The organism is Glaciecola sp. G7-5, from assembly GCF_055808975.1.
On the sequence record NZ_CM147892.1, the window covers coordinates 3,625,178 to 3,647,619 of the forward strand.

Annotated in this window: 22 protein-coding genes, 4 tRNA genes and 3 pseudogenes; 23 read left to right on the plus strand and 6 right to left on the minus strand. The window is 41.7% G+C overall.

The window, feature by feature from the left end; translation table 11 throughout:
• The first annotated feature begins 8 nt into the window (after positions 1-8).
• The 7 genes and pseudogenes from aroA (at position 9) to pyrF (ending at position 6,519) form a co-directional block, all read left to right on the plus strand.
• Positions 9-1,306 (plus strand): annotated as a pseudogene (gene aroA, locus AC0L6H_RS15940) (3-phosphoshikimate 1-carboxyvinyltransferase).
• Between the two features lie 94 nt (positions 1,307-1,400).
• Positions 1,401-2,087, plus strand: a complete 687-nt coding sequence (gene cmk / locus AC0L6H_RS15945) for a (d)CMP kinase (RefSeq protein WP_473390124.1) — start codon at positions 1,401-1,403, stop codon at positions 2,085-2,087.
• A gap of 94 nt (positions 2,088-2,181) precedes the next feature.
• Positions 2,182-3,855: a 30S ribosomal protein S1 gene (gene rpsA / locus AC0L6H_RS15950; RefSeq protein WP_473390125.1), complete on the plus strand. Its 1,674-nt coding sequence runs from the start codon at positions 2,182-2,184 to the stop codon at positions 3,853-3,855.
• 147 nt (positions 3,856-4,002) lie between these two features.
• The gene (gene ihfB, locus AC0L6H_RS15955; RefSeq protein WP_473390126.1) at positions 4,003-4,281 is read left to right on the plus strand and encodes an integration host factor subunit beta; all 279 of its coding nucleotides are present in this window, start codon (positions 4,003-4,005) and stop codon (positions 4,279-4,281) included.
• A 98-nt stretch (positions 4,282-4,379) separates the two neighbouring features.
• Positions 4,380-4,643 carry a lipopolysaccharide assembly protein LapA domain-containing protein gene (locus tag AC0L6H_RS15960; protein WP_473390127.1) on the plus strand — a complete coding sequence of 88 codons (264 nt, stop codon included), beginning with the start codon at positions 4,380-4,382 and terminating at the stop codon, positions 4,641-4,643.
• Complete coding sequence (lapB, locus tag AC0L6H_RS15965; RefSeq protein WP_473390129.1) at positions 4,644-5,813, plus strand: lipopolysaccharide assembly protein LapB; 1,170 nt, start codon at positions 4,644-4,646, stop codon at positions 5,811-5,813.
• Position 5,814: 1 nt separating this feature from the next.
• Complete coding sequence (gene pyrF / locus AC0L6H_RS15970; RefSeq protein ID WP_473390130.1) at positions 5,815-6,519, plus strand: orotidine-5'-phosphate decarboxylase; 705 nt, start codon at positions 5,815-5,817, stop codon at positions 6,517-6,519.
• Between the two features lie 92 nt (positions 6,520-6,611).
• On the opposite strand, the gene ald is transcribed toward pyrF, so the two are convergent.
• Positions 6,612-7,742: an alanine dehydrogenase gene (ald, locus tag AC0L6H_RS15975; protein ID WP_473390131.1), complete on the minus strand. Its 1,131-nt coding sequence runs from the start codon at positions 7,740-7,742 to the stop codon at positions 6,612-6,614.
• A 123-nt stretch (positions 7,743-7,865) separates the two neighbouring features.
• Between ald and lrp the strand changes: the two genes are divergently transcribed.
• The 7 genes and pseudogenes from lrp to serS all read left to right on the plus strand — a co-directional run bounded on the left by lrp (position 7,866) and on the right by serS (position 14,583).
• Complete coding sequence (gene lrp, locus AC0L6H_RS15980) at positions 7,866-8,351, plus strand: leucine-responsive transcriptional regulator Lrp (RefSeq protein ID WP_473390133.1); 486 nt, start codon at positions 7,866-7,868, stop codon at positions 8,349-8,351.
• 147 nt (positions 8,352-8,498) lie between these two features.
• Positions 8,499-8,930: pseudogene (locus AC0L6H_RS15985) on the plus strand (DNA translocase FtsK 4TM domain-containing protein); the annotation flags it as partial.
• Positions 8,931-9,398: 468 nt separating this feature from the next.
• Positions 9,399-10,895: pseudogene (locus tag AC0L6H_RS15990) on the plus strand (DNA translocase FtsK); the annotation flags it as partial.
• Between the two features lie 3 nt (positions 10,896-10,898).
• Complete coding sequence (gene lolA / locus AC0L6H_RS15995; RefSeq protein WP_473390134.1) at positions 10,899-11,591, plus strand: outer membrane lipoprotein periplasmic chaperone LolA; 693 nt, start codon at positions 10,899-10,901, stop codon at positions 11,589-11,591.
• Complete coding sequence (locus tag AC0L6H_RS16000) at positions 11,591-12,886, plus strand: replication-associated recombination protein A (protein ID WP_473390135.1); 1,296 nt, start codon at positions 11,591-11,593, stop codon at positions 12,884-12,886. Before lolA ends, AC0L6H_RS16000 begins: the two co-directional genes overlap by 1 nt.
• A 12-nt stretch (positions 12,887-12,898) precedes the next feature.
• Positions 12,899-13,282: a fluoride efflux transporter CrcB gene (gene crcB / locus AC0L6H_RS16005; protein WP_473390137.1), complete on the plus strand. Its 384-nt coding sequence runs from the start codon at positions 12,899-12,901 to the stop codon at positions 13,280-13,282.
• 8 nt (positions 13,283-13,290) lie between these two features.
• Positions 13,291-14,583, plus strand: coding sequence for a serine--tRNA ligase (gene serS / locus AC0L6H_RS16010; RefSeq protein ID WP_473390138.1), 1,293 nt, complete (start codon positions 13,291-13,293; stop codon positions 14,581-14,583).
• 20 nt (positions 14,584-14,603) lie between these two features.
• Here the strand turns inward: serS and AC0L6H_RS16015 are convergent, their stop codons facing one another.
• The 5 genes from AC0L6H_RS16015 to AC0L6H_RS16035 all read right to left on the minus strand — a co-directional run bounded on the left by AC0L6H_RS16015 (position 14,604) and on the right by AC0L6H_RS16035 (position 16,731).
• Positions 14,604-14,945: a TusE/DsrC/DsvC family sulfur relay protein gene (locus tag AC0L6H_RS16015; protein ID WP_473390139.1), complete on the minus strand. Its 342-nt coding sequence runs from the start codon at positions 14,943-14,945 to the stop codon at positions 14,604-14,606.
• A gap of 4 nt (positions 14,946-14,949) precedes the next feature.
• Positions 14,950-15,210, minus strand: coding sequence for a hypothetical protein (locus AC0L6H_RS16020; RefSeq protein WP_473390141.1), 261 nt, complete (start codon positions 15,208-15,210; stop codon positions 14,950-14,952).
• Positions 15,211-15,579, minus strand: coding sequence for a DsrE family protein (locus AC0L6H_RS16025; RefSeq protein WP_473390142.1), 369 nt, complete (start codon positions 15,577-15,579; stop codon positions 15,211-15,213). It abuts the gene before it with no gap.
• Positions 15,576-15,974 (minus strand): sulfurtransferase complex subunit TusD, encoded by a 399-nt coding sequence (gene tusD / locus AC0L6H_RS16030; RefSeq protein ID WP_473390143.1) that lies wholly within the window; start codon positions 15,972-15,974, stop codon positions 15,576-15,578. Before tusD ends, AC0L6H_RS16025 begins: the two co-directional genes overlap by 4 nt.
• Before the next feature lie 97 nt (positions 15,975-16,071).
• Positions 16,072-16,731 carry a Bax inhibitor-1/YccA family protein gene (locus AC0L6H_RS16035; protein ID WP_473390145.1) on the minus strand — a complete coding sequence of 220 codons (660 nt, stop codon included), beginning with the start codon at positions 16,729-16,731 and terminating at the stop codon, positions 16,072-16,074.
• A 219-nt stretch (positions 16,732-16,950) separates the two neighbouring features.
• Between AC0L6H_RS16035 and AC0L6H_RS16040 the strand changes: the two genes are divergently transcribed.
• From AC0L6H_RS16040 to AC0L6H_RS16080, 9 genes are all read left to right on the plus strand, one after another.
• Positions 16,951-17,042: transfer RNA gene (locus tag AC0L6H_RS16040), tRNA-Ser, on the plus strand.
• Positions 17,043-17,256: 214 nt separating this feature from the next.
• The gene (gene uvrY, locus AC0L6H_RS16045) at positions 17,257-17,898 is read left to right on the plus strand and encodes a UvrY/SirA/GacA family response regulator transcription factor (protein WP_473390146.1); all 642 of its coding nucleotides are present in this window, start codon (positions 17,257-17,259) and stop codon (positions 17,896-17,898) included.
• Positions 17,899-19,731, plus strand: coding sequence for an excinuclease ABC subunit UvrC (uvrC, locus tag AC0L6H_RS16050; protein ID WP_473390147.1), 1,833 nt, complete (start codon positions 17,899-17,901; stop codon positions 19,729-19,731).
• Between the two features lie 61 nt (positions 19,732-19,792).
• Positions 19,793-20,359 (plus strand): CDP-diacylglycerol--glycerol-3-phosphate 3-phosphatidyltransferase, encoded by a 567-nt coding sequence (gene pgsA / locus AC0L6H_RS16055; RefSeq protein ID WP_473394560.1) that lies wholly within the window; start codon positions 19,793-19,795, stop codon positions 20,357-20,359.
• Positions 20,360-20,477: 118 nt separating this feature from the next.
• Positions 20,478-20,553, plus strand: a tRNA-Gly gene (locus AC0L6H_RS16060).
• A 77-nt stretch (positions 20,554-20,630) separates the two neighbouring features.
• Positions 20,631-20,704, plus strand: a tRNA-Cys gene (locus AC0L6H_RS16065).
• A 36-nt stretch (positions 20,705-20,740) separates the two neighbouring features.
• A tRNA-Leu gene (locus AC0L6H_RS16070) sits at positions 20,741-20,827 on the plus strand.
• Positions 20,828-20,916: 89 nt separating this feature from the next.
• Positions 20,917-21,798, plus strand: a complete 882-nt coding sequence (locus AC0L6H_RS16075; RefSeq protein WP_473390149.1) for a sulfurtransferase — start codon at positions 20,917-20,919, stop codon at positions 21,796-21,798.
• Positions 21,788-22,417, plus strand: coding sequence for a LysE family translocator (locus AC0L6H_RS16080; protein ID WP_473390150.1), 630 nt, complete (start codon positions 21,788-21,790; stop codon positions 22,415-22,417). The genes AC0L6H_RS16075 and AC0L6H_RS16080 overlap by 11 nt, the downstream gene beginning before the upstream one ends.
• Positions 22,418-22,442: the final 25 nt, after the last annotated feature.

The window sequence follows — 22,442 nt, forward strand, 5'->3', positions numbered from 1 at the left end:
TTACTTCAATGGATCAGTTAACGCTTTCCCCAGTAGCAAAAGTGTCGGGGCACATTCACTTACCTGGCAGCAAAAGTTTGTCTAATAGGGCTTTATTGCTTGCGGCATTAAGCAAAGGACAAACTACGCTTAGCAACTTACTCGACAGTGACGATATTCGTCATATGTTGAACGCCTTATCATCGCTAGGTGTGCAATTTGAGCTCAGTGAAAACAATACGCGCTGCGTAGTGCAAGGATTAGGGGTAAATTCACCCATTCAAAACACTTGTCACTCTTTTTAGGAAATGCAGGCACGGCGATGCGTCCACTGTGCGCAGCCTTGGCATTTTCAGATGTCGATTGCGTGCTAACCGGCGAACCTCGAATGGAAGAACGCCCCATTGGTGATCTAGCCAACGAGCTTATTCAAGCTGGTGCTGACATTACTTATCTAAAGAACGAAGGCTTTCCGCCTATAGCCATTAAGCGCGCAGATATCAGCCAAGATACATTTGAAATAGACGGCAGCGTATCCAGTCAGTTTTTAACAGCATTATTAATGGCCGCCCCTTTACTCGCAAAAGAAGTGAGTAGTAAAAAAGTGACTATTCATATCAAGGGAAGCTTAGTATCGAAACCCTATATTGATATTACTTTGGATTGTATGGCCAAATTTGGTGTTGAAGTCGAAAACGATGACTATCAGACCTTTGTAATAAATGAACAGAGCTACATTGCACCTGAGCACTTTCTAGTAGAAGGTGACGCATCCTCGGCTTCATACTTTTTGGCAGCAGGAGCAATTAAAGGAGGCGAGGTCCGTGTCTCTGGGATTGGGAGAAAGAGTATACAAGGTGATATAGGTTTCGCGGATGTACTTGAAAAAATGGGCGCAAAAGTAAGCTGGGAAGATGATAGCATTACGGTTAGCGCGGGTGAGTTAACTGCGGTCGATATGGATATGAATCATATACCTGATGCTGCTATGACCATCGCAACTAGTGCTTTATTCGCGAAAGGCACCACGACCATCAGAAACATTTACAATTGGCGAGTGAAAGAAACAGACCGTTTGTACGCGATGGCAACTGAATTACGAAAGGTTGGTGCAATAGTTACAGAAGGTGAGGATTTTATTGAAATCACGCCACCAGCAAAAATTCTGCATGCGCAAATAGATACTTATAATGACCATCGAATGGCGATGTGCTTTGCACTTGTTGCGCTTGATGACCGTTGTGGCGTGACGATAAACGATCCTAAATGTACAGCTAAAACCTTCCCTGATTTTTTTGAGAAATTCTCTCAAGTATGCCATTCATAGCACTTGACCCTATATCATTGTTATGCAAACACATTTGCATAACAATGAAAGGGGCGTATAATCCCGCGGTTTTCATTAGTGAGGAATCGTTTTGGTGCAAAAAGTTTCTGTAGTAACCGTAGATGGGCCAAGCGGCGCTGGCAAAGGTACATTAAGTAGCATGTTAGCGGAAGCATACAATTGGCATTTCCTTGACAGTGGCGCTATATACCGCGTGCTTGCTGTAGCAGCTATTCATCATGATATCGCCCTTGACGATGTTGACGCACTAAGCCCTCTTGCCACTGGTCTTGATGTGACATTTAAAATTACCAAAGAAGGCAATCGCGTAATTTTAGAAGGCGAAGATGTATCTGATGATATTCGCACAGAAGAAGTCGGCAGCGCTGCCTCACAAGTTGCCGCCATTCCCTTAGTAAGAGAAGCATTACTAAGACGGCAAAGAGCATTTGCCAACGAACCGGGCCTTATTGCCGATGGCCGAGATATGGGAACCGTTGTCTTCCCTGAAGCAATTGCGAAGATATTTTTAACGGCCAGTGCCGAAACCCGAGCACAGCGCCGATATGAACAGTTGAAAGCTATGGGTAGAGATGTTAAAATCTCGCGCCTTTTGGCGGATATACAAGCTAGAGATGAACGCGACCTCAACAGAAGTGTCGCACCTTTACTTGCCGCTGATGATGCATTAGAGATAGATTCTACTGCATTGGGTATAGAGCAAGTGTTTGAAAAAGCTAAAGAATTTATAGATTCTAAAATCTTTGGCCAAGACGAATAGTTGCATTTAGTTAACTGAATTTAGGATGAATTCGGTATATTTAATAACCCCGTCATTTCAGGATTGAATGGTCGGATTAACTTAGAATGTGAATATGACTGAAAATTTTGCAGACCTTTTTGAAGAAAGCCTACAACAGATAGAAACGCGTCCAGGCGCGATTGTTAGAGGTACCGTGGTATCAATTGATAAAGATATCGTACTTGTAGATGCTGGACTTAAGTCAGAAAGTGCCATACCAATCGAGCAGTTCAAAGCTGCTGACGGTTCTATCGAAGTAGCAGTTGGCGACAGTATTGATGTTGCGTTAGATGCTGTAGAAGACGGCTTCGGTGAAACTATTCTTTCTCGCGAAAAAGCTAAGCGTCATGAAGCTTGGGTTGAGCTTGAGAAAGCCTACGACGAGAAAGCAACTATCAAAGGTATCATTAACGGAAAAGTTAAAGGTGGCTTTACAGTTGAAGTGAACACAGTTCGCGCATTCTTACCTGGTTCGCTAGTAGATGTACGTCCAGTACGTGAAACTACGCACCTAGAAGGTAAAGAGTTAGAATTCAAAGTAATCAAGTTAGATGCTAAGCGTAACAACGTCGTTGTTTCACGTCGTGCAGTTATTGAAGCGGAAAGCAGTGCAGAACGCGATCAATTGCTATCTAACTTGGAAGAAGGTGATGAAGTTAAAGGTATCGTCAAAAACCTAACTGACTACGGAGCATTCGTAGACTTAGGTGGTGTAGACGGACTACTTCACATCACAGATATGGCTTGGAAACGCGTTAAGCATCCAAGCGAAATCGTTAACGTTGGTGACGAAATCAACGTTAAGGTACTTAAGTTTGACAAAGATAAGTCACGCGTTTCATTAGGTATGAAGCAAATGGGCAGCGATCCATGGCAAGAAATTGCACATCGTTACCCTGAAGGCGCGAAATTAAGTGGTGCGGTTACTAACCTAACTGACTACGGTTGTTTCGTTGAGATTGAAGACGGTGTTGAAGGTCTTGTTCACGTTTCAGAAATGGACTGGACAAACAAAAACATTCACCCATCTAAAGTCGTTAACCTTGGTGATGTTGTAAATGTGATGGTCCTAGAAATAGACGAAGAACGTCGTCGTATTTCATTAGGTCTTAAACAGTGCATCGACAATCCTTGGGAAACCTTCGCTAAGTCGCACGAAAAAGGCGACAAAGTGTCTGGTAAGATCAAGTCTATCACTGACTTTGGTATCTTTATCGGCCTAGACGGCGGTATAGACGGTCTTGTTCACTTATCTGACATTTCATGGCAGAAACAAGGTGAAGAAGCGGTACGTGATTACAAGAAAGGCGATGAGATTAGTGCTGTTGTACTACAAGTCGACCCAGAGCGTGAGCGTATCTCTCTTGGCGTGAAACAAATCGACGAAGATCCCTTCAATAAGTATCTGACAGATATAAAGAAAGGTGCTATTGTTAATGGAACTGTTATTGAGGCCGATGCTAAAGGTGTAACTGTAAACTTAGCAGAAGAAGTTGATGGTTATATTAGAATTGGTGACTTAGCACGTGAAAGAGTCGAAGACGCAAGTGACGTAGTGAAAGTGGGTGATACCATTGAAGCTAAATACACTGGTGTTGATCGTAAGAATCGCGTAATTACTTTGTCGGTTAAAGCAAAAGATCAAGCGGACGAGAAAGACGCCCTTGATAAAGTGAATAACCAACCGGAAGATGCTGGCTTTGCAAACGCAATGGCTGAAGCATTTAAAGCGGCAAAAGGCGAATAATTGCACTATTGTGGGCAACAGACATTGTTGCTCACATATCAATATGAAAGTACTTAATTCAGTACTTTCATATTGTTTCAACTCTCCACTCCCTAGGTTCCCAATACTCATTACCTTAACAGTTGTTTAATAATTGGAGTATTACCAGTGACCAAATCAGAACTAATTGAACGTTTATCTATTTATACCAAAGACTTGCAAGGCAAAGAACTTGAAGACGCGGTTAAAGAACTTTTAGAACAAATGGCCCAAACATTACAACGCGGCGATCGCATAGAGATTCGCGGCTTTGGTAGTTTTTCATTACATTATCGCGCCCCAAGAGTAGGTCGTAATCCTAAAACAGGTGAAACGGTTGAGCTTACGGGTAAACACGTACCGCACTTTAAAGCCGGTAAAGAGTTGCGCGATAGAGTAGATTTGTAGAAAATAGAGAGTATAAACTCTCAGCACTAGCTTTTGTGACAGCGTCATTGCCTATTGATTAAGAGCTAGTCACAATGACAAAACAACATAGGAAAGGTATGAAAGGAATTATCCTGCTTATTCTTGCAATCATTCTTATTATGATTGCTGTGGTTGTGGGCTTTAGAAATTCGGATGTGGTGACAATTAACTATTTAATTGCGCAACTGGACATGCGAATTTCTACATTTATGGTAGTGTGTATATTAATTGGATTTTTCCTAGGTTTTAGCACGATACTAACTAAATACTTAGCCTTAAAAGTACGTTTTGCTACTATGAAACGTCGCTTAGAAAAGCTAGCTATAAACAAGTCTGCCTAAATGCTTGAACTTCTCTTTTTATTACTGCCTGTTGCCGCCGCCTATGGTTGGGTGATGGGCAGAAATAGTTTACGCAGTGCTCAGCGTAAACAATCCTCTATACTCTCTAACCACTATTATAAAGGCTTGAATTTCTTACTATCAGATGAGCCTGATAAAGCGGTTGATACCCTAATAAAAATGATCAGCGTCAACAATGACACGATTGAGACCCATATCGCAATGGGTAATTTCTTTAGGCACCGAGGCGAATTAGACCGTGCCATTCGGGTGCATCAGAATTTAATAAGCCGAGATGAAATATCAAAAAAACAAGAAGCGCTTGCCCTTGTAGAGCTCGGCACCGATTATCTGCTGACCGGCTTTTTAGAACGCGCAGAAGGCGTGTTTATTCAACTGCTAGAAAATGAGCGGCACTTTGGAGTTGCGCAACAGAAGTTGTTTAGCATCTATCAAATTACCAAAGAATGGAATAAAGCCGTCGAGCTTGCTAGCCGTAGTTTAAAAATAACGCCAAATGATGATCATCTCTATTTATTACTATCACACTTTTACTGTGAACAAGCAGTCTCATTTATTGAAGAAAACAAACTAGACGACGCCCAAAACACGCTTAAAAAAGCAATAATGATAGAAGGTAAACAAATACGTGCTTGGCTCGAACTCGGAAAACTTGCCATAAAACAAGAGCAGTATGGCCAGGCAATGGACTATTTATCTGAAATACCTAAACGCGATCTTGATTGGTTGAGTGAAGCTATTCCGCACCTTGAAATTAGCGCCGCTAAAACAGACGGATGGGACAGACTAGAATTGATATTAGAGCCGTATTGGCAAAAATGTGCCTCATCATATATCGCCAAAGTCAATATCATCGCGCGAAAAGGCGAGATTGAACCTGCTGTTGATACCTTGTTAAAACAACTTAAAAATCATCCTACTATGCGCGGTTTTAAGTCTTTACTTTCACTTTACAGACAAATGCTAAGTGACGAACGCACGCAAACTAGCATAGATCATTTGAACGAGCTTATCGATAAACAAATCGCCCAACGACCAAAGTACAGATGCCAAAGCTGCGGATTTTCAGGCCGTCAACTTTATTGGCTATGTCCTTCATGTAAAAAATGGTCAGTAATTAAACCCATTAAAGGACTTGATGGAGAGTAAGATGTCTAATTGTTCTTCCCCTGTAATCGTCGCGCTAGACTTTGACGATATCAACACTGCAAAAAAACTAGTTACAAAATTATCTCCTTCTCAATGCTGCTTGAAGGTTGGAAAAGAGATGTTTACCTTATTTGGTCCTGATTGGGTGAAGTTCTTACGCGACGAAGGTTTTGATATCTTTTTGGATTTAAAATTTCATGATATCCCCAATACGGTCGCAAAAGCAGTAGCTGGCGCTGCGCAATTAGGGGTTTGGATGGTTAATGTTCATGCTAGTGGCGGCAGGGACATGATTGAAGCTGCAAAAGAAGCTTGTTTACTCGCTAAAACGCCACCATTGCTCACTGCCGTAACGGTGCTTACAAGTATGGATGAACGGCAATTTACGGGTGTTTACGAAAGTGGCAGTATTGCAGACAAAGTATTGAGCTTGGCTAAACTAGCCCAAAGTGCAGGCGCAGATGGCGTTGTTTGTTCTGCTCAAGAAGCGGTAGTATTGCGAAAAGAATTGCATCCTAATTTTAGTTTAGTGACGCCAGGTATTCGCCCTGAGGGAAGTAGTAGTGACGACCAAAAACGTATTATGACTCCAGTAAATGCAATAGCTGCAGGCGTTGATTATCTTGTCATCGGAAGACCCATTACCAAAGCAGCAGATCCATCGGCAGTTTTAGCACAAATTAACACGTCTTTAGGTCTTCAATAACCTTAGCTAGTTTACATACAGTGTTCGAATAAAAAAGGAGGCGCTACTTTCGAAGGCCTCCTAAATTTAATGTTGTTAAAACGACTCGGTTTTTATTTTTCGAGCGCTTCTAAAGCAGAGCAATATTTCAAATCTAATTTGCTTCCCAAAGCATCAACCACTGCTTTGTAGGTTACCAAACCTTTATGAACATTTAGACCATTTAATAAATGACTATCGTCTAACATCGCTTGTTTTAAGCCTTTATTCGCTAAGGCAAGACCGAAAGGTAGTGTCGCATTGTTTAAGGCCATTGTTGATGTTCTAGCAACACCGCCAGGCATATTGGCAACGCAATAGTGTACAACATCGTCAACAATATACACTGGATCTTGATGCGTCGTCGCTCTTGAGGTTTCAAAACATCCACCTTGATCTATTGCGACGTCGACTAAAACAGAACCCGGTTTCATGTTTTTGATATGTTCTTTGTTTAATAACTTTGGTGCAGCAGCACCAGGGATTAATACCGCACCAATAACCAAGTCTGCTCTTGACGAATAGTGTTCAATAGCGTCCTCTGTTGAATATACAGTCTTAATTTGTGAATTAAATATATCATCAAGCTCTCGTAGACGCGGCAATGATCTGTCAAGGAGCGTAACATCAGCGCCTAAACCAACAGCCATTTTAGCTGCATTCGTGCCTACAACACCGCCGCCAATGATAAGTACTTTACCAGAAGCAACGCCAGGTACGCCACCGAGTAGCGTACCACTGCCACCATGTGCTTTTTCTAGATAATGCGCGCCAGCTTGTACTGACATTCGTCCAGCAACCTCGCTCATAGGCGCAAGTAAGGGCAGTGCACCATAGCGGTCAGTCACTGTTTCATAGGCGATGCAACTCGCTTTCGATGCAACCAATAGTTCTGTTTGTACAGGATCAGGCGCTAAATGCAGGTAAGTATAAAGAATTTGTCCTTCACGTAGCATTTTGCATTCGTTTGGCTGTGGTTCTTTAACTTTGATGATCATTTCAGCTTTTGCAAAGATGGCTTCTGCAGACGCTATTATCGAAGCGCCAGCTTGTTCGTATAAATCATTGGTAAATCCAATGTCCGCACCAGCTTCAGTTTCAATCAATACAGTATGACCATTATTGACAAACTCTTTAACGGCCGCAGGGGTTAAACCCACTCTGTACTCATGGTTTTTTATTTCTTTTGGTACACCTACTATCATTGATATTTCCTAAGGTCATTCATTAAGCAATAATTCTAATATAAATCTAAAAAATAAAAATATCGAAGTTTTATCAAATTCAGCATATAATGCTGATATAACTCTTTTATGCAAAATATAATAATGTTAGTAAAAACGCCAAAACATATCGACAAAATTGACCGCCGTATTTTGGTTGAGTTGCAACGAGATGGAAAAATATCCAATGTGGAGCTTTCAAAAATAGTTGGCTTGAGTCCAAGCCCATGTCTAGAAAGGGTTAGGCGTTTAGAACAACAAGGATACATAGTTGGATATCAAGCCAAACTTGATCCAAATAAATTAGGGGCTGCAATGTTGGTGTTTGTAGAAATCACTTTAACAAAAACCTCTGTAGATATATTTGCCGAATTTTCTGCCGCAGTTCAAGAGCACGAAGATATTCAAGAATGTCACCTAGTATCAGGAAATTTTGACTTCCTCCTAAAAACTCGCGTTGCCGATATGGCTAACTACCGAAAATTATTAGGTGATACCTTACTGCGCTTGCCAGGGGTTAGCGAGTCTAGGACCTATGTAGTGATGGAAGAAGTAAAGCATACTTCTAACATAAAAATTAATTTAAAATAAGGATTTGGGCTGTTTCGCTTATGTGATTATGCTAATCTTAGAGCGCAATTATCAATCCAAAAATTCATCTATAAATTACCTGTTGAGAATATAATAATACCGATGGCACGATTATCTGGGGTACAGCGCGTTATGGAAGTGGGCATGATGGCATCATGCGCATTTGCTTTTTTCTTGTTGTTATCATTGGCGTATTTTGCGCCGAGCGATCCTGGCTGGAGCCAAGCGGGGATGCAAACCGAAGTACAAAACTTGATGGGACCTGTTGGTGCCTATTTTGCTGATGTCTTATTATTTACCTTTGGTATTACTGCTTACCTTGTTCCTTTTGCACTCGCGTTTGTTGGGTGGTTTATCTTTTTACACATCAAAAATCCTACCCAGCTTGATTTTTTAACGATTGCACTTCGTCTTGTTGGCGTAGTGTTGCTTGTTTTCGGGTTTACCGGCATCGCAAGTATCAATTTTGATGACTTCTATCGCGTATCCGCAGGTGGGGCGATGGGCGATATCATCAGTGAAGCTCTATTACCCTATTTTAATTTTGTGGGTACTGTTCTATTACTGTTGTGTTTTTTCCTAACAGGCTGCACATTGGCCACCGGTATATCGTGGTTTCAAGTGATAGACGCAATTGGTGCAAGTGTCATCTTTAGCGCCAAAAAAATCGTGACGCTACCCGCGAAAATGTCAGAATTATCGCTTCCTGATCTACGTATAAATAAAGCGCAAACAAAAGAACAAAAGAATGATGGTGACGACGACCTGCAGATCACCAGTTTACGCGCAGAACCACCGGTAACCAAAGATACAACAGTCAATAAAATAGAACCTAAATTTAGTATACCCGAAGACGTGTTACAGAACGTCTTAAACCCTAAACGAAAAGATGCCCCTAAAAAGGTTGAATCAACAAATTCAGCGCCGCTTGCAGATGACACTATTTTATCTAAACAACAGGGTAGGGCAGTAGCCGAGCCAACAGAAAGTAAGGCCTCAACAAGCACCGAAGCAACAACGCAAGGCGCTAATGCCCTTGCTTCAGGGACACCATTACCATCCTTTGACTTGTTGCAGCGAGCTGACAAAGTAGAAAACCCGATAAGCGAAGAAGAGCTACAAGGTATTGCGCGACTATTAGAAGCTAAACTTGCCGATTTTAACATTCAAGCAAATGTAGTCGACGTCTTGCCTGGACCTGTCATAACACGATTTGAATTGGATTTAGCGCCAGGCATAAAAGTAAGTAAAATTACAACATTGGCGAAGGATTTAGCACGGGCGATGTCGGCGATATCAGTTCGGGTAGTTGAGGTTATTCCTGGCAAGTCGGTAATTGGTTTAGAGTTACCGAACGAACATCGCGAAATGGTGCGTTTAAGTGAAGTGATAGGCTGTGAAGCCTTTCAGAATAATCCCTCACCTTTAACCATGGTATTGGGTGCCGATATTAGTGGAGAACCCGTCATCGTTGACCTTGGGAGCATGCCTCACCTATTGGTTGCGGGTACAACGGGCTCTGGTAAATCTGTCGGGGTTAACGTAATGATTTTAAGTTTACTCTATAAATCAACACCAGAAGACGTTCGTCTTATTATGATAGACCCCAAGATGTTAGAACTTTCTGTTTATGAAGGTATTCCACATTTGCTCACAGAAGTCGTGACCGATATGAAACAAGCTTCTAACGCATTACGCTGGTGTGTAGGCGAAATGGAACGTCGCTATCGACTAATGTCGGCGTTAGGTGTACGAAACTTAAAAGGCTACAATCTTAAGATTAAGAAAGCTAAGCAAGCGGGTCAACCCATACTCGATCCGCTATGGAAGTTTGAAGAAAGTATGGAAACTACTGCTCCTGAATTAGAAAAACTACCCTCAATTGTTGTGATCGTCGACGAATTTGCTGACATGATGATGATTGTAGGTAAAAAGGTTGAAGAACTGATTGCTAGAATTGCACAAAAGGCAAGGGCGGCAGGCATACACCTAATTTTGGCAACACAACGTCCTTCTGTCGATGTCATCACGGGCCTAATAAAAGCTAATATTCCGACTAGGATTGCTTTTCAGGTTTCAAGCAAAATTGATTCTAGAACGATTTTAGATCAGCAAGGCGCTGAATCTTTACTCGGAATGGGAGATATGCTGTACAATCCTCCCGGAACCAGTATTACAACTCGTGTACACGGTGCTTTTGTTGATGACCATGAAGTCCATGCGGTTGTTGCTGATTGGAAAGCCAGAGGCGAACCTGATTACATTGAAGAAATATTAAACGGAGATGCGGGCGGTGAGGTCTTATTACCTGGTGAACAATCAGAACAAAGTGGCGGTGACGAATATGATGCCGTTTATGACCATGCGTTGGAGTTTGTGACCGAAACTCGTAAAGTTTCAATATCTAGCATTCAACGTAAATTTCGAATCGGTTACAATCGCGCCGCAAGAATAGTTGAACAATTAGAACAAAATGGCGTCGTAAGTACGGCCGGACACAACGGCAATAGAGAGGTTTTAGCGCCTCCTCCACGCAAGGATTAAAGAATGAAATATGCGGTACGATGTTCGCTAGTAGCGCTCTGTAGCATCGCCCTTTCAAGCCAAGCAAATATGCTTGTGCAAGAAAGTCGTATTACAGAAAGAATGCAGACTGAGGCTGTGGCTGGAAGTGCTGCTGACAAAGCCGAACTGCGCGCGCTATTAGGCGACTTTACCAGCTTAAGCGCTAACTTTACCCAAACCATCAACGACATGCAGGGTGAAGAGTTGCAAGCCACTAGCGGTAAATTATTACTACAAAAACCACAAAAACTAAGATGGGAAATCACATCGCCAGACGAGTCACTGTTAATTGCTGATGGTAGTTCTGTGTTTAACGTAGACCCTTTTTTAGGCCAAGTTACCATTGTGGACCAAGCGCAATTAACAAAAAGTAATCCACTTATGTTGTTAATAAGCGATAAACAAGAACAATGGGATCAGGTCGTAGTAAATAAAGAAAATAAGACCTTCAACATCGTGTCTCTTCAGGCTGACTCCCCTATAAGCAAATTGCAACTTAGCTTTAGCGAAGAAAACAAATTACACTCTTTAGTATCAATCGACCGCCAACAGCAACAGAATAACTTGCAGTTTGATATGGTTAGATTGAACCAAGGCGTGAGCCAAAACGACTTTCGTTACACAGTTGAAGAAGGCTTTATTGTTGATGACCAACGCGCGTCTCCTATCAACTAATGTCCGCGCACCGTCCTCTCGCTGATTTATTAAGGCCAACAAACCTAGATGACTATGTTGGCCAAAAGCATTTATTAGGTGCAAGTGGCCCAATTCGGCAGTTGTGTGAACGAGAACAAATTTGCTCAATGATATTGTGGGGGCCGCCTGGGTGCGGTAAGACCTCACTTGTCAATTTGCTAAAAGAATATTGGCAACTTCCCATTTTGTACTTATCTGCAATAAACAGCGGTATAAAAGACATAAAGGCTTTAGTTTCAGACAACAAACATGACTTATTCAGCCAACAAAAAATAGTCTTTGTGGATGAAATTCATCGCTTTAATAAAGCCCAGCAAGATGCGTTTTTGCCCTATGTTGAAAATGGAGAAATAGTGTTAATCGGTGCGACTACCGAAAATCCAGCCTTCTCTATTAATTCAGCATTGCTATCTAGAATGCGTGTATTTACCTTAGAGGCTTTAGGCAATGAAGAGTTAAGCGATTTACTTGAGCGCACTTTCACCTATGTCAATAAGCAAAGAGAAATACAACAAAAAGCCCAAATTACCTGCCAAGCACCAGCCAAAACACTATTGATCAATGCCAGTGGTGGTGATGCCAGAAAACTGCTGAGTAATATTGAGGTTGCGCTTAGTATGTTAGCGCTCAATGACACGGTCTTAAACAAGGCCCTTGTTGAAACAGCATGCGGCGAGCAGGTAGGCAGTTTTGATAAGCAAGGAGATGCGTATTATGACATTTTGTCTGCATTTCATAAGTCGGTCAGAGGTTCATCTGTAGACGGCAGTTTGTTTTGGTTTGCGCGCTTAACCTTAGCCTCAACTGATATTGTACCAATTTGTCGTCGATTATTGGCCATCGCAAGCGAAGATATTGGCAACGCTGATCCCAAAGCCTTGCAAGTTTGTTTAAATGCCTGGGATGTGTACCATCGGGTAGGCAAGAGCGAAGGCGAGAGGGCGGTTGCACAAGCGGTAATCTACTGTGCTTTGGCTCCTAAAAGCAACGCTGTATATGACGCATTTAAAAAAGCCCAACGTTTAGCCAAAGAACATTCAAATGCGCCTGTTCCCCTGCATCTTAGAAATTCGACGAGTAAAATTACAAAAGACCTTGGCCACGGCGAAGGCTATCAATACGCGCATAATTATGAACACGCGTATACGCCACAACAATCATATTTGCCAGAAGAAGTCTCGTTGCGTAATATCTACCAGCCAAATGATCGTGGATTTGAAAAGCAACTTGCTCAAAAAATTGCCTTTCTAGCAGCGCTTGATAAAACCACTTAGAAGAGTTGAGTTATGTCTGTTATAAATACCTATTTAGTTATCGCCTGCGGTGGTGCAATTGGGGCCTGTTTACGGTATTTTTTAACTCAAGAGAGCATAAAGCTATTGGGTAAAGGCTTTCCCTTTGGTACTCTTGTAGTCAATGTAATTGGTTCTTTCGCCCTTGGCTGTTTGTATCTATGGTTAGAACAGGAACAGCGTGAAATATCTCAAAGTTTGAGACTATTTTTAGGTGTTGGCTTGCTTGGCGCATTAACCACTTTTTCAACATTTTCGTTTGATACTTTCCTGCTTTTGCAGCAAAGTGAATATATTAAAGCAATCATAAACGTAGTATTAAACCTTAGCCTGTGCATTTTAGGTGTATGGCTTGCGGTATTATTAGTAAAAGGATGAAATGATTCATGTTAGACCCACGCTTGCTAAGAAATAGCATCGATGAAACCGCCCAGAAGTTAGCTAGACGAGGCTTTACTTTAGATGTAGATGCCTACAATGAGCTTGAAGGAAAACGTAAGACCTTACAAATGTTAACAGAATCATTGCAAAATGAACGCACAGTGCGCTCAAAAGCAATAGGTAGGGCAAAAGCTTCAGGCCAAGACATTGCGCCTTTGTTGGCGGAAGTTAGTCAATTAGGAAGCGATTTAGAAGAGGCCAAATCAAGTCTGGATCAAATACAAAGTGCCCTCAATATATTTTATCAGGAGACGCCCAATATTCCTGCAAGCGAGGTGCCACAAGGCAAAGACGAAAGTGATAACCTCGAAATCAGTAAATGGGGAGAGCCAAAAGCCTTTGATTTTGAAGTGCGTGATCACGTTGATATAGCTGCATCACTTAATAATGGCTTAGATTTCGAGACGGCTGCAAAACTCTCTGGTAGTCGATTTGTGGTCATGAATGGTCAGATTGCCCGATTACACCGAGCCCTTGCCCAATTTATGCTAGATACCCATACCCAAGAACATGGCTATCACGAAGTATATGTGCCCTACTTAGTTAACTCAGATAGTTTGTATGGTACCGGTCAGTTACCTAAGTTTGGTGAAGATCTTTTTCATACAAAACCGGCAACAGAAGAAGGCCAGGGCATGTCACTTATTCCGACTGCCGAGGTCCCACTTACCAACATTGCCCGTGACCGAATCTTTAATACGAATGAACTCCCTTTAAAAATGACCGCACACACGCCGTGCTTTAGAAGTGAAGCGGGGTCATATGGCCGAGATACGCGTGGTTTAATTAGGCAGCATCAATTCGATAAAGTTGAAATGGTGCAATTAGTATTGCCAGAAGACAGCATGCAAGCGCTTGAAGAGCTTACAAACCATGCTGAAGTCATTCTGCAAAAACTCGATTTACCTTATCGTAAAGTACTATTGTGCACGGGCGATATGGGCTTTGGTGCATGTAAAACCTACGATCTAGAAGTATGGTTGCCGGCTCAAGACACTTACAGAGAAATCTCATCATGTTCAAATATGGGAGATTTTCAGGCAAGAAGAATGCAAGCCAGATATAAGTCAAATGAGATGAAAAAACCAGAATTGCTAAACACTTTAAATGGTTCTGGATTAGCTGTAGGCCGTACCTTAGTGGCGGTGCTAGAGAACTATCAACAAGCAGATGGCAGTGTAAGAGTCCCTGAGGTCTTAATTCCTTATATGAATGGCGTAACAAGCATTAGTCGTTAATATCAGCGCTAAACGCATAGTTAGAGACACTTGGCTGGTTTTGGTAAACCAGCCAGCTTTGTTGGTATTTTTGCGGGTCCTTTAGGAAATAAGCGATACAAATAACGACTATTTCCTTTATCTGGGCCGTATTCATTTTGCAATGCTTTGACAAGGGCGCGCATGGCGGGACTTGTGTCATATTGTTGATAAAAATCACGAACAAAACGCACAATTTGCCAACGTTCTTCATTCATCTCGAGTTCTTCGAGCTTTGCTATGTGCAGTGCTACCGTTTCGTTCCACTGAGCGCTATTTAGTAAATAACCTTCTTTGTCGGTATCTAATTTAATGCCATCAACAATAATGTAGTGATTGTTCATAAATTTATCCTTGGATGCTCAACACAGGGTGCTGGCTTGCACATATATTCACCCAATCTACATCTGATAATAAGACGATATTTTTGTTTATTGGTAGTCCACTTGCCTGCCAATCTTTCTCTAGCGCGTAAAAGTCATTGTGAGGATACAGTTGCACTAAGTTAAAAGCACTATATACACCATCTTGCATGAAGATGACTGGGACTGCGTCATTACAATACAATTCAACAGCCTTAGGCTTATTTACCAATAATTGAACAATCATTTAGAACACCAATACATGTGTAGCACGTTGACACAATTCCACAATTTGTGGATCTTCAAGCGTTTTTACATCAAAGCGTAAATTATCAATGGAAATACCGTTTGATACTATTGCGCTATGTTGCGCATATAGTAATTCAATATCAAATAAGGGGAAGGCGCTAAGCTTCTTATAAATGGATTTGTGTGAAATTGCTTGGCTATTTTGCTCAGAGACTAATTGAAAAACGCCATCATCAGCAAGCAAAAACACCACCGTAATCCCTAAATTACTTGCAGCAAGTGCAGCTTCCATTGCATCAATGCAAGCACTAGTAGAATAGGGCGCTTGAGTAGACTGTATCACTAGGTATGGTTCTTTGATGTTCATAATTGGATACTAATGCTATCGCCTGCTAAGGCCTCAAAATAGGCACTTAATCCTACTTGCTCAAATGGAAAATGTGAATTGGCTTGCTCTGCGACTGCCGCGGAAAGTTTATCGACGACGCCTCTTCGAGACGCTGCTGTAACGCACACATTTAATCGCACACCATGCTCTTTATGCAGCACGCACCAACGTCTGTGCACCTCAACTTCATCACCACTTGGCTGCAATAGCACAGAGGCGTTATGCACACCGCTTTGATAGAAAAACACCTGGGTAATAGTGTGGCCCTCAGATATCGCGGCATTACAAAAGTTAAGTGCGTTTTCAGCATTGCGATAGTCAAAAGGACTTTTACTTACCATAATTGTAAAATTAACGGGTGCACTCGTAGACATTAGCTAAATTACACTGCTTTAAAGAAATTGTTATCTATTATATACAAAAACGCCCCTAAAAAGGGGCGTTTTTTATAAGCTTGATTAAACAAAGCTGTTAGTCGTCAGTGGCACCTAACAGAGAAAGTATTGACAAGAAGATATTGTATATACTTAGGTAAAGGCCAACCGTCGCTCTAATATAGTTTGTTTCGCCGCCATGAATAATGCGGCTGGTGTCAAATAAGATAAACCCTGACATCACAAGAATAATTAAAGCATTTATCGCTAAACTTAATGCCGGCATAGCGAAAAAGAAATTAGCAATTATTGCTAATAACGCGACCACCATTCCTACCATCAAAAAGCCGCCCATAAAGCTGAAGTCTTTCTTAGAAATAAGAGCATATGCAGACAAGGCCAAAAACACAACAGCAGTGGCTCCAAGTGCCTGTCCAACTAAATGACCCATTCCAGCTGCGACATACATACTGAGTATTGGTCCTAGCGATCCACCCATCAATCCAGTAAATACGAACACCCAGAAAAGACCCGCAGCCGAATCAGCTTTTTTATTCACGATAAACATTGAAATAAATGCACCAATGAACATTGCCCAATAACCAACCATGCCAACATTTAGCATCGCTGTTATAGTCGCGGTTATTGCACTAAAGCCTAAGGTTAAGGCTAATAACATATAGGTATTGCGAAGCACCTTATTAATTTCTATCGCAGAACTTGCGCCAGCTCCAGAATACAAAGCACGTCTATCCATTTCTTTCTCCAGTCATCACAAAAATAATTTGAGTAAAACACTCACGTATTGTTAGTCTATATGTATGGTGTTTGGTTCACTTTTTCAAGATTTTTCGAACAAAACTTACAAAATAATGTACATTTTGACTAAAAAACCTGCGCTTAAACATTTTTTAGCGTTTTTTTTGCGATTAGGTCTTTACAAGTGCCTCATTCAAATTTAATATGCGCACCTCTTGGATAGCTGGCAGAGCTCGGTTTAATGCACCTGACTTGAAATCAGACGAACGGTCAAACGTTCCGGGGGTTCGAATCCCTCGCTATCCGCCAATTTAAAAAAACCGCTCTAGTAGCGGTTTTTTGCTTTCTAGCGTTTCATCTCATCTCAATTTCAATAATCACCCCAGAAACAAATCAACACATATGGTCACGACAAAGGTCTAATTTTCAGGAAAAATTATAGTTTATTTGAGTCAGTCGTTGTATATTACGTTGATTAAAACCTAGTGTAAGTTTGCACAGTCCAAATAAAGGTTAGAGAACAGTGATCAAAATTTTAGTTGTAGATGACCACGACCTAGTTAGGACAGGGATTGTACGTATATTAAAAGACGTCAAGGATTTTGAGGTTGTAGGAGAAGTAGGTTCTGGCGAGGAAGCGGTGGAACATTGCCGCAAAAAAAGCCCTGATATTGTGTTGATGGATATTACGATGCCAGGCATCGGTGGGCTTGAAGCTACCCGTAAAGTGGTGCGTATTTGCGATGATGCAAAAGTCATTTGTATTTCCATGCATAAAGATAATCCCTTCCCAACCAAAATTATGCAAGCTGGAGCACACGGCTTTATCACCAAAGACGCAGAGCCAGCAGAAATGATTAACGCGATATACAAAGTAAATTCAGGGCAAAAGTATGTGTCACCTGAAATCGCGCAATTGATTGCTCTAGGGCAACTTGATGGCAGCAGCGCTAATCCTTTTGATGATTTATCAGATCGTGAGCTCGAAATCACCATGATGCTTACGCGGGGTGTTAAAGTCACTGATATTGCCAAACACTTAAATATTAGTGCTAAAACAGTCAATACCTATCGCTATCGCATGTTTGAAAAATTAAAAGTAAGCTCCGATGTAGGATTAACCCATCTAGCTTTACGTCATAAAATAATCCAAACAAGTGCATAAATGGCTAGCAATCCATCTGGCGCCTTTGATTATCAGCAGTTTCTAAAACACCTTACGAGCGACCCCGGTGTATATCGTATGTACGATGTACGTGGGGACGTTATTTATGTGGGTAAAGCTAAAAACTTAAAGAAGCGAGTTACTAGCTATTTTCGTAAAACTGTTGATAGCGTAAAAACGCAAACGCTTGTGAAAAACATCGTCAATATGGACGTTACGATAGTATCGAGCGAAACCGAAGCATTTTTGCTCGAAAATAACTACATAAAAAAATATAGGCCACGTTATAACGTCGTTCTGCGAGATGACAAGTCCTACCCATTTATCTTAATTTCAGATCACCAGCACCCAAGGCTGAGTTTTCATCGTGGCCCCAAAAAGCGCAAAGGGGAATATTTTGGACCATACCCAAGTGCATGGTCGGTGCGTGAAAGTTTACGTTCGATGCAAAAAATATTTCCGGTTCGCCAATGTGAAGACAATTATTATCGCGCCCGGTCCAGGCCCTGCCTACAATATCAAATGAAGCGTTGCAGTGCGCCGTGCGTAGAAGGATATGTGAGTGACGAAGATTACCAAGAGCAGGTACAGTTAGCGGCGATGTTTTTAAAGGGCAAAAACACCCAAGTCATCGCAACTTTGGTTGGTCGTATGGAAGAAGCCAGCAATGAACTGAACTTTGAAGCTGCCGCTCGATATCGAGATCAGATTAGTGCATTGCGCAAAGTTCAAGAGCAACAATTTGTTGCAGGTACTCAACAAGAGCTAGACGTGTTTGGTTTAGCATTCAGGAACGGCATCGCGTGTATTTTTGGCATTTTTATTAGAGATAATCAAGTACTTGGAAGTAAATCATTTTTTCCTAAAGTACCCAAAGGTAGCAGTGAAAAAGAAGTACTAGAATCCTTTTTGCTGCAATTTTATTTGGCTGGAAACAAACTCATTCCCAAGCAAATCGTTTTACCCATCAAGTTTGACGACATGGCGACCGTAGAGATGGTGTTAAGCGAAGAAGCGAAATACAAAGTTCAGTTCTATGAAGGCGTGCGAGACGAGAAACGTAAATATTTACAAATAGCGAACAAAAACGCTGACAATTCACTCGAAACGCAACAAAATCAACAAAAATCTATGTTTGCTCGCTTTAATGATCTCGAAAAAATACTCGAATTAGATTCTCCGATTAAAAGAATGGAATGTTTCGACATATCCCATACGTCAGGCCAGCAGACGGTTGCTTCTTGCGTCGTCTTTGATAGAAACGGCCCCTTGAAGTCTGATTACAGAACCTTCAATATTGAAGGGATTACGCCGGGCGACGATTATGCCGCCATGGCACAAGCCATTAAGCGTCGATATAAGTCACCATCTAAAGACGCAAAACTTCCTGATTTACTCCTTATTGATGGCGGCAAAGGGCAACTAACACAAGCAGAAACACACTTTAAAGACTGGCCTGAAGATAAAAAGCCACTTATCGTAGGTGTGGCAAAAGGAACAAGCAGAAAACCGGGCCTTGAGACACTCATATATGCTTATTCTCATGACACCATCGCAGTTGACTTTGACTCACCGGGCCTGCATTTAGTGCAACATATTCGGGATGAATCACATCGTTTTGCAATCTCTGGGCACAGAGCCCGTCGTCAAAAAGCTAAAACGGCATCCCCCTTACAAGAAATTCCAGGTATTGGCCCTAAAAAACGCCAAGCGCTTTTAAAATATACTGGTGGTTTACATGGTTTAAAAAAAGCCAGTAAAGATGAAATAGCTAAGGTTCCCGGAATAAGTGTAGAGCTTGCCGATATGATTTATGATTATTTACATTCATAAGAAACTGAGTTCTGTTATTATAAATCCATTACTATGTAAGAAGAGAAAAACCTAAGTTGTGATTTGGACTATCCCCAACATTATTACTCTATTTAGAGTACTGCTAATCCCGGTATTTGTGACCGTTTATTTTCTCGAGTGGAAATGGGCGCATGAGGCAGGTGCCTTTATATTTTGGCTTGCTGCGATTACCGATTGGTTTGATGGTTATCTGGCACGCAAGCTTCAGCAGTCTAGTCCCTTTGGTGCCTTTTTAGACCCCGTTGCTGACAAACTCATCGTTGCCGCCGCATTATTGATGATTACGCATGAGTATGCTGACATATATATTACCGTACCGGCGATTGTCCTTCTTATGCGAGAAATTTATATTTCGGCTTTGCGAGAATGGATGTCGGAGATTGGCGCATCGAACTTAGTTAAAGTAAGCTTTATTGGCAAAGCGAAAACCATGACACAAATGTTAGCCCTAATTGGATTATTATCGGGTCTCGATTACTTTATGGGTTTTCCAATTTATTGGGTAGTGCTAGGCAAGATCTTACTTTATGTCGCAGCGGTCTTATCATTGTGGTCAATGGTGGTATACACCATAGCCGCATGGAAGAAATTATCTCAAGAAAAATAAGTACGTAAATTAAGCATTTTAAGGCGATTTGTTCAAAATTTGACTGAACAGTATTTTTTCGTAATATTTGCGGTTGACACTACTTAATTAGCATGTAAAATGCACCGCTCATTCCAGTGCGGGAATAGCTCAGTTGGTAGAGCGCGACCTTGCCAAGGTCGAGGTCGCGAGTTCGAATCTCGTTTCCCGCTCCAAATTCTATGGTAGATTTTTTGCCAAAGATGCATGGAATGAATGACGCTTGCTCTCCAAAGCGTTAGCAATGTTTTGCGGCGGAATGGCAGAATGGCTATGCAGCGGATTGCAAATCCGTGGATCTCGGTTCGACTCCGGGTTCCGCCTCCAGATTTCTGGAAAGCGTTAAACATCAAAACTTGCGTTGCCCGGGTGGTGAAATTGGTAGACACAAGGGATTTAAAATCCCTCGCCAGTAATGGTGTGCCGGTTCAAGTCCGGCCCCGGGCACCATTTCCTTTTAGGAAACAATTCACAATGAATTGACAAACTTCCTTTGTATATACAAAATATTATCTTCTTTTCTATATGTTTGGGTGCACATGCAAACCGATTCTTTAATCTCTGTAAGCGAATTCAAAGATTGGCAAGACAATGTTAAGACGTCACCTTTTAAAATTCTTAAAGTGCTTTACAAAAACGCCCACAATGGGCCTGCAAAGCTCCCAGAAATTAGTCTTAGACATCCCAACAGCTTCATTCCAAACGCTATCGGTTTCGACTTCCAAACCCAGTTTGCTGATGCGACTAGTCCAATCTCGAACACCATGTGTAGTCATACACAATTTAGCCAAGAATGTGATTCATTGGGTATCGAAAATTCAGATACGCTTGTTATTTACGATGATTTTGGAAATTTCTGCGCATCTAGAGTGTGGTTTATGTTCAAGGCCATGGGACATAAGCACGTTAAGATCTTAGACGGGGGATTGCCAGCGTATTTACAGGCCGCTCTGCCAACCAGTAATTCACTGGCGCAGCCTAAAGCAAATCATTCACCTTGTTATAAGGTAAGCCCTAATCAAAATTTTGAGTTTGTTGATGCTAATTACGTTTTAGACAATATTGCAACGCAAACTTCTTTGCTAGTGGATGCTAGAAGCAACAAGCGCTTTATGGGCTCTGAAGCTGAAGCAAAGCCCGAATTAAGAGCAGGGCACATACCTGGCTCTGTCAACGTACATTATTCGAGTCTGCAGGACGAGTATGGTCGTTTTTTGTCGAAAGCGGCACTTGCTCGTGCTCTCAGTGACTTCCCTGAAAAGCCCATAATATTCAGTTGTGGTAGTGGTGTTACCGCATGTATATTAGCCCAAGCAGCTGATTTATTAGGTCATCACAATCTAAAGGTTTATGACGGTTCTTGGTCAGAGTGGGGCGCTTGTACTCACTTTCCTATAGAGACATCACAAAATGAACCTTGATTATGGTGTTTGGCTTACGGTTGCACTTATGCATTTAGTCGCCGTTGCTAGCCCTGGCCCTGACTTTGCGGTTGTATTAAAACAATCGTTGCAAAAAGGCTTAAAGCCGGCCTTGTGGACTAGTGTTGGAATTGGCGTGGGTATATTATTACACGTTGTTTATTCTATTTTAGGCGTAAGTTTAGTAATCGCGACAACGCCTTGGCTTTATAAGACCTTGCTGTATGTAGCAGCTGCATACTTTTTGTGGATTGGCTATTCTGCCCTAAAAAGCAAAGCTAAAGCGCCTCAAAGCCAAATTAGCGACAATCAAGTCGACACAGCCTCAACTTGGTACAAGGCTTTTGGTCTAGGTTTTTTAACAAACGGCCTTAATCCTAAAGCGACCTTGTTTTTCCTCGCCCTGTTTACCGGCTATATTCCCGCCCAAGCGAGTATTGAAAGTAAAATGTTTTATGGTGCATACTTTGCGCTCTCTACGATGGCATGGTTTTGTTTTCTGTCATATATTAGCAACTACCCCAAAATACGTTACGCGTACCAAACCCATGGACATTGGTTCGACCGGGTAATGGGTATGGTACTGATCGCTATGGCAATAATGCTCCTTTGGTCATAGCCTGTTAGCATATAAGTTTGCTATA